The organism is Micromonospora sp. HUAS YX12, assembly GCF_040215685.1.
GTDB classification, from domain to species: domain Bacteria; phylum Actinomycetota; class Actinomycetes; order Mycobacteriales; family Micromonosporaceae; genus Micromonospora; species Micromonospora tulbaghiae.
In genome coordinates this window covers 1,233,512-1,243,714 of sequence record NZ_CP157974.1, presented here as the reverse complement: position 1 = coordinate 1,243,714, position 10,203 = coordinate 1,233,512, and the positions used below count along the sequence as shown (strand labels likewise).

The 10,203-nt window shown below is 71.1% G+C and carries 9 protein-coding genes; 8 read left to right on the top strand and 1 reads right to left on the bottom strand.

Translation table 11 applies throughout. The features are described 5' to 3' along the window. The first annotated feature begins 1 nt into the window (after position 1). From nuoI to ABIH81_RS06145, 7 genes are all read left to right on the top strand, one after another. Complete coding sequence (nuoI, locus tag ABIH81_RS06175; RefSeq protein ID WP_013283609.1) at positions 2–649, top strand: NADH-quinone oxidoreductase subunit NuoI; 648 nt, start codon at positions 2–4, stop codon at positions 647–649. Continuing rightward, the gene (locus ABIH81_RS06170) at positions 646–1,416 is read left to right on the top strand and encodes an NADH-quinone oxidoreductase subunit J (protein WP_349879423.1); all 771 of its coding nucleotides are present in this window, start codon (positions 646–648) and stop codon (positions 1,414–1,416) included. The genes nuoI and ABIH81_RS06170 overlap by 4 nt, the downstream gene beginning before the upstream one ends. Then, positions 1,413–1,712, top strand: a complete 300-nt coding sequence (nuoK, locus tag ABIH81_RS06165) for an NADH-quinone oxidoreductase subunit NuoK (protein ID WP_013283611.1) — start codon at positions 1,413–1,415, stop codon at positions 1,710–1,712. The genes ABIH81_RS06170 and nuoK overlap by 4 nt, the downstream gene beginning before the upstream one ends. A 79-nt stretch (positions 1,713–1,791) precedes the next feature. Next, on the top strand, positions 1,792–3,681 hold the full coding sequence (gene nuoL, locus ABIH81_RS06160) for an NADH-quinone oxidoreductase subunit L (RefSeq protein WP_349881021.1): 1,890 nt from the start codon (positions 1,792–1,794) through the stop codon (positions 3,679–3,681). A gap of 64 nt (positions 3,682–3,745) precedes the next feature. After that, complete coding sequence (locus ABIH81_RS06155) at positions 3,746–5,278, top strand: NADH-quinone oxidoreductase subunit M (protein ID WP_013473559.1); 1,533 nt, start codon at positions 3,746–3,748, stop codon at positions 5,276–5,278. Further along, on the top strand, positions 5,275–6,828 hold the full coding sequence (gene nuoN / locus ABIH81_RS06150) for an NADH-quinone oxidoreductase subunit NuoN (protein WP_349879422.1): 1,554 nt from the start codon (positions 5,275–5,277) through the stop codon (positions 6,826–6,828). The genes ABIH81_RS06155 and nuoN overlap by 4 nt, the downstream gene beginning before the upstream one ends. Before the next feature lie 89 nt (positions 6,829–6,917). Further along, on the top strand, positions 6,918–7,958 hold the full coding sequence (locus ABIH81_RS06145; RefSeq protein ID WP_349879421.1) for a polyprenyl synthetase family protein: 1,041 nt from the start codon (positions 6,918–6,920) through the stop codon (positions 7,956–7,958). Between the two features lie 110 nt (positions 7,959–8,068). Here the strand turns inward: ABIH81_RS06145 and ABIH81_RS06140 are convergent, their stop codons facing one another. After that, entirely contained in the window at positions 8,069–9,262 is a 1,194-nt protein-coding gene (locus ABIH81_RS06140; RefSeq protein WP_349879420.1) for an MFS transporter, read from the bottom strand. Positions 9,263–9,415: 153 nt separating this feature from the next. Between ABIH81_RS06140 and ABIH81_RS06135 the strand changes: the two genes are divergently transcribed. Further along, complete coding sequence (locus ABIH81_RS06135; RefSeq protein WP_349879419.1) at positions 9,416–10,198, top strand: helix-turn-helix domain-containing protein; 783 nt, start codon at positions 9,416–9,418, stop codon at positions 10,196–10,198. The last annotated feature ends 5 nt before the right edge of the window (positions 10,199–10,203 follow it).

Here is a 10,203-nt window from a genome sequence, read left to right as displayed (position 1 = left end):
CGTGGGCGCGATCACCGGAACGTTCAAGGGCTTCGGTGTCACCTTCTCGCACATGTTCAAGAAGGTCGTCACCACCGACTACCCGTTCAAGCCGCCGGTCTCGGCGCCGCGCTACCACGGGCGGCACATCCTCAACCGGCACCCGGACGGGCTGGAGAAGTGCATCGGCTGCGAGCTGTGCGCCTGGGCCTGCCCGGCCGACGCGATCTACGTGGAGGGTGGCGACAACACCGAGGAGCAGCGCTTCTCCCCGGGTGAGCGGTACGCCAGCACCTACCAGATCAACTACGCCCGGTGCATCTTCTGCGGGCTCTGCATCGAGGCCTGCCCGACCCGTTCGCTCACCATGAGCAACGAGTACGAGCTGGCCCGGGACAACCGGCAGGACCTGATCTTCACCAAGGAGCAGCTGCTCGCGCCGCTGCTCGAAGGCATGGAGCAGCCGCCGCACCCGATGCGGCTGGGCGACAGCGAGAAGGACTACTACGTCGGCGCGCTCACCAACCCGGGCACCTCGGCCGGCGCCGAGCGCTCGCCGATGGGCCCCGGCCGGTACCAGGTGGAGGAGCACCCGGGCGTGACCTTCCCCGGCGCCGAGCAGGCCGAGCAGCGGTCCGCCGCCGCGGCGGGCAAGGGAGGCAAGGCATGACCTCGGCAACGGTGCTCGCCGCCGCCGGCCAGGTGTCCGGGGGTGAGGAGGTCACCTTCTGGATCCTCGCCCCGCTGGCCCTGCTCGGCGCGGTCGGCATGGTGTGGGCCCGCAACGCGGTCCACTCCGCGCTCTGGCTGGTGCTGACCATGCTCTGCCTGGGCGTGTTCTACGTGCTTCAGGCCGGGCCGTTCATCGGCATGGTGCAGATCATCGTCTACACCGGCGCGATCATGATGCTGTTCCTGTTCGTGCTGATGCTGGTCGGCCGGGACGCGTCCGACTCGCTCATCGAGACGCTGCGCGGCCAGCGGGTCGCCGCCGTGGTCCTCGGGCTCGGCTTCGCCGGCCTGGTGGGCACCGGCCTCTACCGCGCGCTCGACGGCGTCCAGCCGGTCGGGCTCGACCAGGCCAACGCCGAGGGCAACGTGCAGGGCATCGCCCGGCTGCTGTTCACCAAGTACGTCTTCGCCTTCGAGCTGACCTCGGCGCTGCTGATCACCGCCGCCGTCGGCGCGATGGTGCTGGCGCACGTGGAGCGGCGCAAGGCGGACCGGATGGACCAGATCGCCACCATGAAGGCGCGGTTCCGCCCCGGCAACTACCCCGGACCGAAGCCCGGCCCGGGTGTCTACGCCACGTCCTCCTCGGTGGCCACCCCGGCCCGTCTGCCCGACGGCCGGCTGACCGACCGCAGCATCCCGGAGATCATGCCGGTGCGCGAGCTGACGGCCGAGGAGACCGCACCGAAGGGGACTGAGAAATGACCCCGGACTACTACCTCATCCTCGCGGCGGTGCTGTTCACCATCGGCGCCGTGGGCGTGCTGGTCCGGCGCAACGCGATCGTGCTGTTCATGTGCATCGAGCTGATGCTCAACGCGGCCAACCTGACCCTGGTCACGTTCAGCCGGATCAACGGCGACCTGAACGGCCAGATCATGGCGTTCTTCGTGATGGTGGTGGCGGCGGCCGAGGTCGTGGTCGGGCTCGCGATCATCATGGCGATCTTCCGGACCCGGCGCTCGGCCAGCGTCGACGACGCCAACCTGCTGAAGTACTGAGGGGCTCGTGGTGGAACAGATTCTGACGATCGCCCAGTCTGAGCCAGCCGAAGCCGTCACCTTCGCCACGGCGGACGGGATGCTGGGCAGTGTCTGGCTGCTGGTGGCGATCCCGCTGGTCAGCGCGGCGATCCTGCTGCTGCTCGGCAAGCGGGCCGACCGCTGGGGCCACTGGCTGGGCGTGGGTGCCATCGGCGCCGCCTTCGTGCTCGGGCTCACCTACTTCTTCCAGCTCCGCGGCCTGGAGAACAAGCAGGTCGAGCTGAGCCTCTGGGACTTCATCGCGGTCGGCGGCCTGCGGGTGGACTTCGGTCTGCTCTTCGATCCGCTGGCCGCGGTCTTCGTCCTGCTGATCACCGGGGTGGGCTTTCTGATCCACCTCTACGCCGTGGAGTACATGGCGCACGACGCGGGCCGGCGGCTGTTCTTCGCGTACTTCAACCTGTTCGTCGCCGCCATGCTCCTGCTGGTGCTCGGCAACAACTACGTGATGCTCTACTTCGGCTGGGAGGGCGTCGGCCTGGCGTCGTACCTGCTGATCTCCTTCTGGTACGGCCGGCCCAGCGCGGCCACCGCCGGCAAGAAGGCGTTCCTGATGAACCGGGTCGGCGACGCCGGCCTGGCCATCGGCATCTTCATCATGTTCGCCATGCTCGGCACCACCCAGTACGACGAGGTGTTCAACGGGGTCGGCTCGCTGACCTCGACCACCGTGCTGGTGCTCGGCCTGCTGCTCCTGCTCGGCGCGGCCGGCAAGTCCGGTCAGTTCCCGCTCCAGGCGTGGTTGCCGGACGCGATGGAGGGCCCGACCCCGGTGTCCGCGCTCATCCACGCGGCCACCATGGTCACCGCGGGCGTCTATCTGATCGCCCGTTCCAACGCGATCTTCTCGGCCAACGAGACGCTCCAGCTCGTGGTGGTCAGCGTCGGCGCGCTCACGCTGCTGATGGGCTGCATCATCGGCGCGGCCAAGGACGACATCAAGCGGGTGCTGGCCTGGTCGACCGTGAGCCAGATCGGCTACATGTTCCTGGGCGTCGGCCTCGGCGGCGCCGCGTACGCGCTGGCCATCGTGCACCTGCTGGCGCACGGCTTCTTCAAGGCCAACATGTTCCTCGGCGCCGGCTCGGTCATGCACGGCATGAACGACCAGGTGGACATCCGCCGCTTCGGCGGGCTGTCGAAGTACATGAAGGTCACCTGGCTGACGTTCATGATGGGCTGGCTCGCCATCATCGGCATGTTCCCGTTCTCCGGCTACTTCTCCAAGGAGCCGATCATCGTGGCCGCGTTCGAGCGGGAGGGCTGGACGGCCTGGCTGTTCGGCATGGCCGCGCTGCTCGGCGCCGGGCTCACCGCGTTCTACATGACGCGGCTGTTCGTGCTCACGTTCCACGGCCCGAAGCGCTGGACCGAGGACATCGAGCACCCGCACGAGTCGCCGAAGCTGATGACCGTCCCGCTGATCCTGCTGGCGATCGGCTCGGTCGGCGCGGGCTTCCTGCTCGCCACCTCCGTACCGGACTGGCTCACCGCCACCAACGGGCTCGGCACCGAGAGCGGGGAGCACGCGCCGGTGCTGGCGCACTGGCTGCTCACCGCGCTGTCGCTGCTGGTCACGGTGCTGGGCGCCGGGCTGGCCTGGTTCCTGTTCCGGGGCGGTACGGCCACCGAGCCGCAGCCGGCCGGCGTGGTGGTCACCGCCGCCCGCCGGAACCTCTACACGGACGCCTTCAACGAGGCGGTCTTCGAGAAGCCGGGCATCTTCCTCACCCGGGCGCTGGTGTTCCTCGACAACCGGGGCGTCGACGGGCTGGTCAACGGCCTGGCCGCCGCCGTGGGCGGGGGCTCGGGCCGGCTCCGGCGGCTCCAGACCGGCTTCGTGCGGTCGTACGCGACCTCGATCCTGACCGGCGCGCTGCTCGTGGTGGCGGCGTTCCTGGCGGTGCAGGCGGGGTGGCTGGCGTGATCGACCTCAACGCGGCCGCCCCCGCCGGCGGGCCACGCAGTCACGACGGAGGTAAGGCCGAATAATGTCCAACTTCCCGTTCCTCTCGGTGCTGACCGTGGCGCCGCTGGTCGGCGCCCTGGTGGTGGCACTGCTGCCCCGCAGCCGCCCGGACCTGGCCAAGCTGGTGGCGTTCGGCTGGTCGCTGCTGGTGCTGGTGCTCTCGGTGGTGATGTGGTTCGCCTTCTCCGCCGGTGGTGACCGGTTCCAGTTCCGTGAGTCGTACCCGTGGATCCCGAACTGGGGCGTGAACTTCACCTTCGAGGTGGACGGCATCGCGCTGGTCATGCTCATGCTGATCGCGATCCTGGTGCCGCTGGTGATCCTGGCGTCCTGGCACGACGCCGAGGCGTCGAAGCGCTCGGTGCCCGCGTACTTCGCGCTGCTGCTCGTCCTCGAGTGCACGATGATCGGCGTCTTCGCCGCCGCCGACGTCTTCCTGTTCTACGTGTTCTTCGAGGTCATGCTGGTGCCGATGTACTTCCTGATCGGCAGCTACGGCGGCCACCAGAGGCAGTACGCGGCGGTGAAGTTCTTCCTCTATTCGCTGGTCGGCGGTCTGTTCATGCTGGCCGCGGTGATCGGCCTCTGGGTGGTCGGCGGGAAGACCTTCGACTGGCAGGCGCTGAGCCAGGCCGAGTTCGCCACCGACACGGCCCGCTGGCTGTTCCTCGGCTTCTTCGTCGCCTTCGCGATCAAGGCGCCGTTCTTCCCGTTCCACACCTGGCTGCCGGACGCCGGTGGCGCGGCCCCGGCCGGTGCCGCCGCGCTGCTGGTCGGCGTGCTGGACAAGGTCGGCACGTTCGGCATCCTGCGCTACTGCCTCCCGCTGTTCCCGGAGGCGTCGCGCTGGTTCGCGCCGTGGGCGCTGGCGCTGGGCGTCATCGGCATCATCTACGCCGCGCTGCTGGCGGTCGGCCAGAACGACCTGAAGCGCCTGGTGTCGTACACCTCGATCGCGCACTTCGGGTTCATCGGCGTCGGCATCTTCGCGTTCACCACCCAGGCCGGCACCGGCGCGGTGCTGTACATGCTCAACCACGGCCTGGCCACCGGCCTGCTGTTCCTGGTGGTCGGCATGCTGATCGCCCGGCGCGGCTCGGCGCTGATCAGCGACTTCGGCGGCGCGGGCAAGCTGGTGCCGGTGCTCGCCGGCGTGCTCTTCTTCGCCGGTCTCGCCTCACTGGCACTGCCGGGTACCGCGCCGTTCGTCTCCGAGTTCCTCGTGCTGATCGGCACGTTCACCGTCAACAAGCCGGTCGCGGTGATCGCCACGCTCGGCATCATCCTGGCGGCGGCGTACGTGCTGTGGATGGTGCAGCGCACCACGCAGGGCACGCTGAACCCGGCGCTGACCGAGGTCGAGGGCATGCGCCGCGACCTCACCCTGCGCGAGAAGGTCGTCGTCGCGCCGCTGATCGCGCTGATCGTGCTGCTCGGCTTCTATCCCAAGCCGGTCACCGATGTCATCAACCCCGCCGTCCAGGCGACCATGCAGGACGTCGGCAAGTCCGATCCCGCCCCTGAGGTCGGCAGCGTCCAGGAGGCCGCAAAATGACCGAGCTCAAGCTGCCGTCGATCGACTACGCGGCGCTCGCTCCCATCCTGATCATGCTGGGCGCGGCGTTGCTCGGGGTCCTGGTCGAGGCGTTCGTGCCGCGCCGCCTGCGCAACGCGGTGCAACTCGGGCTCGCCCTGGTGGCGATGCTCGCCGCGATCGTCATGGTGATCCTGAACGCCGACGACCGGCTGATCACCATCGGCGGCGCCATCGCGATCGACGGCCCGACGCTGTTCCTCCAGGGCGCCATCCTGGTGCTCGCCGTGATGGCGCTGCTGCTCGTCGGTGAGCGCACGGTGGAGCGGGGCGGCGCCTTCGTGGCGCACGCCGCTGTCACCGCCGAGTCGGCGGAGGACCGGCGGCAGGCCGAGGGCGTCGGTGGCGCCACCGAGGTCTACCCGCTGATGTCGTTCGCGATCGGCGGCATGCTGATCTTCGTGGCGGCGAACGACCTGCTGACCATGTTCGTCGCGCTGGAGGTCTTCTCGCTGCCGCTCTACCTGCTCTGCGCGCTGGCCCGCCGCCGGCGTCTGCTGAGCCAGGAGGCGGCGCTGAAGTACTTCATGCTCGGCGCGTACGCCTCGGCGTTCTTCCTGTTCGGTGTCGCCCTGATCTACGGCTTCACCTCCGGGATCCCGGGCCGCACGGCGGGCGTCGACTTCGCCACCGTGCACGCCGCGGTCACCGAGTCGCCGTCCAGCCCGGTGCTGCTGTTCGCCGGCATGGCGCTGCTCGCCATCGGCCTGCTGTTCAAGGCCGCTGCCGCGCCGTTCCACGTCTGGACGCCGGACGTCTACCAGGGCGCTCCGACCCCGGTCACCGGCTTCATGGCGGCCTGCACCAAGGTCGCCGCGTTCGGCGCGCTGCTGCGCGTCTTCCACGTCGCGTTCGCCGGGGCCTCCTGGGACTTCACCCCGGTGCTCGGCGCGATCGCGGTGCTGACCATGCTGGTCGGCGCGGTGCTGGCGGTCACCCAGACCGACATCAAGCGCCTGCTGGCGTACTCGTCGATCGCGAACGCCGGTTACCTGCTCGTCGGTGTGCTGGCGCCGAGCCGTGAAGGGCTCTCCGGCACCATGTTCTACCTGGCCGCGTACGGCTTCTCGGTGCTCGCCGCGTTCGCCGTGGTGACGCTCGTGCGCGACGCCGACGGGGAGGCCACCCACCTGTCCCGCTGGGCCGGGCTGGGCCGCCGCTCGCCGTTCTTCGCGGCGATCTTCACGTTCATCCTGCTGGCCTTCGCCGGTATCCCGCTGACCAGCGGCTTCACCAGCAAGTTCGCGGTCTTCGGGCCGGCGCTGGAGGCGAACCAGGCGTGGCTGGTGATCGCCGGCGTGCTGACCAGCATGGTGCTGGCCTTCCCGTACCTGCGGGTCGTGGTGATGATGTGGCTGTCCGAGCCGGGCGAGTCCACCCCGACGGTGACCGTGCCGGGTGCACTCACCTCGGCCGCGCTGGTCATCGGCGTGCTCGCCACGCTCGTCCTCGGCGTGGTGCCCGGCCCGCTGCTCGACCTGACCACCGGTGCCGCCGAATTCGTCAGATGACAGAGGTGACCCCACCGGGGGCCGGTACGCCGTGGCGTACCGGCCCCCGGCCCGTATCCCCGTCGACGAGCAGGTCGAACGGGTGTGGCATGGTTGAGGACGTGGCGAACCCGGCTGGCGAGCGTTCAGGTCAGTTCGGCGCGCTCGGCCTGCACCTCGCCGACCCGCGCGTCGAAGCCTCAGTGCTGGGCGTGCTCGACCGGGTCGAGGCGAGCCTGCGGGCGAGCGTGGCGAGCGCCGATCCGCTGGTGACCGAGGCGTCCCGGCATCTGGTCGAGGCCGGCGGCAAGCGGTTCCGTCCGCTGCTGGTGGCGCTCGGCGCCCAGTTCGGCGAGCCGGACGCCGACCAGGTCGTCCCCGCCGCCGTGGTGATGGAGCTCACCCACCTGGCGACGCTCTACCACGACGACGTGATGGACGAGGCGGCCGTACGGCGTGGCGCCCCGAGCGCCAACTCCCGCTGGACCAACTCGGTGGCCATCCTGGTCGGCGACTACCTCTTCGCCCGGGCCGCGGACATCTCCGCCGACCTGGGCCCCGAGGCGGTACGCCTCCAGGCGCGCACGTTCGCCCGGCTGGTGCACGGCCAGATCGCCGAGACGGTCGGCCCGCGCGACACCGATCCGGTCGCGCACTACCTGCACGTGATCGCCGAGAAGACCGGCTCGCTCATCGCCACGTCGGCCCGCTTCGGTGGCATGTTCGGCGGCGCGTCGCCCGAGCACGTCGAGGCCCTGGCCGAGTACGGCGAGATCATCGGCGTCGCGTTCCAGCTCTCCGACGACCTGCTGGACATCGCCAGCGAGTCGGTCCAGTCCGGCAAGACGCCCGGCACCGACCTGCGCGAGGGCGTACCCACCCTGCCGGTGCTCTACGCGATGGCCTCCGACGACGCGGACGCGGCGAGCGTACGGCTGCGCGAGATCCTGGCCACCGGCCCGCTGGTGGACGACGCGCTGCACGCCGAGGCGCTGGGCCTGCTGCGGGAGTCACCGGCGCTCAAGCGCGCCCGGGAGACGGTGCGCAGCTACGCCGAGGACGCCCGGGCCCGGCTGGCCCCGCTCCCCGAGGGCCCGGCGCGTCGCGCGCTGGAGTCCCTCTGCGACTACATCGCCGACCGCACCAGCTGACCCGGCGCCCCCGCGCCCACCCGCACCCGGCTCGCCCGCTCCCCGTCGATCATGAGGTTGACGGTCGGCCACCCCGGCGTGTCGCACCGCCAACTTCATGATCGCCGGGGTCACGGGAGGGCGGGGGTGGGGCGGCGCAGGAGGCGGGCGCCGAGCAGCATCAGGAGGGCGGCCAGGAGCATCGCCGCGGCGGCAGTCAGCCACATCGCCGGGTAGCCGGCCGCTCCGGCCAGCGCGCCCAGGCCGAGCGGTCCCAGGCAGCCGCCCGCGTACACGCCGGTCTGGGTGATCGACGTGGCGGCGGCCGGGGCCTGCGGGTGGAGCCGGACCACGGCGAAGTTCATCAGCCCCGGCCAGGCCCAGCCGAGACCGAAGCCGAGCACCACGCCCGCGACCAGCGGCGCCGAGCCGCTCACCGCGAGCAGGATCAGGCCGATCGAGCCGGTCAGCAGCATCCCGGCGATCAGTCCGACGTGCCCGCTGGTGCGCCGGTCGGCCAGCCAGCCGAGGCCCACCCGGGCGAGCACGCACACCACGCTGCCCAGGGTCAGCGTCAGGCCGGCCAGGCCGGGGGAGAGCCCGCGCGCCGCCGACGAGTCGACCAGGAACGTACCGAGGGCGTTCGCCGCGGCGGCCGCGAGCGTCGCGGCCAGCCCGATCACCACGAGCGGGCCGGTGCCACCGTTGCGGCGGCCGGAGGCGGTCCGGGTCCGCCGGTCCCGTCCGGCCCGGGGTACGGCCGGCAGCGCGGCGAGCGCGGCCGCGGCGGCCGCCACGAAGGCCCAGCGCCAGCCGGCGGTCAGCGCGACCGTGGGTACCGCCAGACCGGCGAGCAGCGTGGCGGCCGGTACGGCGGCCTGCTTGACGCCGAACGAGAGGCCCTGCCGGTGGGCGGGTACGTGCTCGGCGAGCGCGGCGTTGCTGGCGAGCTGCCCGAGGGCGTTGGCGGCGGCGCTGAGGGCCAGCAGGGCCACCAGGACCGGGTACGACCGGGCCAGCCCGGCCACTGCGAGCAGCGAGGCGGCGGAGAGCAGGATGGCGGCCCGGGCGACCGGGGCCGGGCCGAAGCGCTCGACCAGGGCGCCGGAGGGCACCGAGGCGAGCGCGCTCACGCCGAAGTAGATCGAGACGGCCAGGCCCAGCCCGGCCGGGCTGAAGCGGAGTTCGTCGGCGAGCTGCACGGCGAGCCCACCGACCAGGAAGACGGGCAGGACGCACACGATCGTGGTGACGGTGGCGCCGGCGCCCACGGAGACGGCGTGTCGGGCCTTCGGCGGTTCGGTTCGCGAAACGGTTTCGGTCATCGCGAGCACACCTTACGCCCGAACGTTTTGGCTGCTCATCGTGTCCGTCGGCGCACGGTCCGTGCCCGGTCTTCTGGCATCCTCCATCCGAACAGGCATTTCGCACTCGGCCGGTTTTTCATATGGTGTAAGTCCCCGGCGGCGGAGGTGGTTGTGCGCGACCCCTTGGCGGAACCTTCGGACCTGATCCGCAGCGTGTCCCGCGCGCTTCGAGTGCTCGAGTCGGTCGGCCGTGCGCCGAGAGGGCTCACCGTGAAGCAGATCGCCCGGCGCTGCGAGCTGACCGTCGCCACCACTTACCACCTGGTGCGCACGCTCGCGTACGAGGGCTACGTGATCCGGCGCGAGGACGGGACGTACATCGTGGGGTTGGAGGTGGCCGACCGCTACCGCGAGCTGGTCACCGCGTTCCGGGGGCCGCCGGCGGTCGGCGAGGCGCTGCGCCGCGCGGCGTCGGACACCGGCTGGAGCCACTACCTCGGCCGTTTCGTCGGCGGGCAGGTGGCGGTGACCGCATCCGCCGAGGGGCCGCGCTCGCCCTACATGGAAGAGCTGGTGCCGGGCTTCGACGAGGGCGCGCACGCGACCGCGCTGGGCAAGAGCCTGCTCGCCACGCTCACCACCGAACAGCGCTTCCGCTACCTGCGCGAGTACGGCATGCGCCCGTTCACCACCGCCACGCTCACCACCGTCGAGGCGTTCGAGGCGGACCTGGCCGCCGGTGACCGGCGCGGCATGCAGCTCGAGCTGGGGCAGTTCCGGCAGGGCGTGGCGTGCGCGGCGGTGCTCGTCACCCCGGACAAGGACATCGAGCGCCGGGTGGTGCTGGCGTGCGCGCTGCCGGCCGGCGAGATGATGACCTCGGCCCGGGTGGTCCGCGCCAAGCTGCTCACCGCCGCGCGCGCCATCGCCGACGGGATCGCCTCCGAGAACTGACGAGA

Coding starts and splice junctions, on each gene's coding strand:
- ABIH81_RS06170 (WP_349879423.1), top strand. CDS start 646: ATGACCTCGGCAACGGTGCTCGCCGCCGCCGGCCAGGTGTCCGGGGGT.
- ABIH81_RS06140 (WP_349879420.1), bottom strand. CDS start 9,262: ATGACCGAAACCGTTTCGCGAACCGAACCGCCGAAGGCCCGACACGCC.
- ABIH81_RS06145 (WP_349879421.1), top strand. CDS start 6,918: ATGGTTGAGGACGTGGCGAACCCGGCTGGCGAGCGTTCAGGTCAGTTC.
- nuoN (WP_349879422.1), top strand. CDS start 5,275: ATGACCGAGCTCAAGCTGCCGTCGATCGACTACGCGGCGCTCGCTCCC.
- ABIH81_RS06155 (WP_013473559.1), top strand. CDS start 3,746: ATGTCCAACTTCCCGTTCCTCTCGGTGCTGACCGTGGCGCCGCTGGTC.
- nuoL (WP_349881021.1), top strand. CDS start 1,792: ATGCTGGGCAGTGTCTGGCTGCTGGTGGCGATCCCGCTGGTCAGCGCG.
- nuoK (WP_013283611.1), top strand. CDS start 1,413: ATGACCCCGGACTACTACCTCATCCTCGCGGCGGTGCTGTTCACCATC.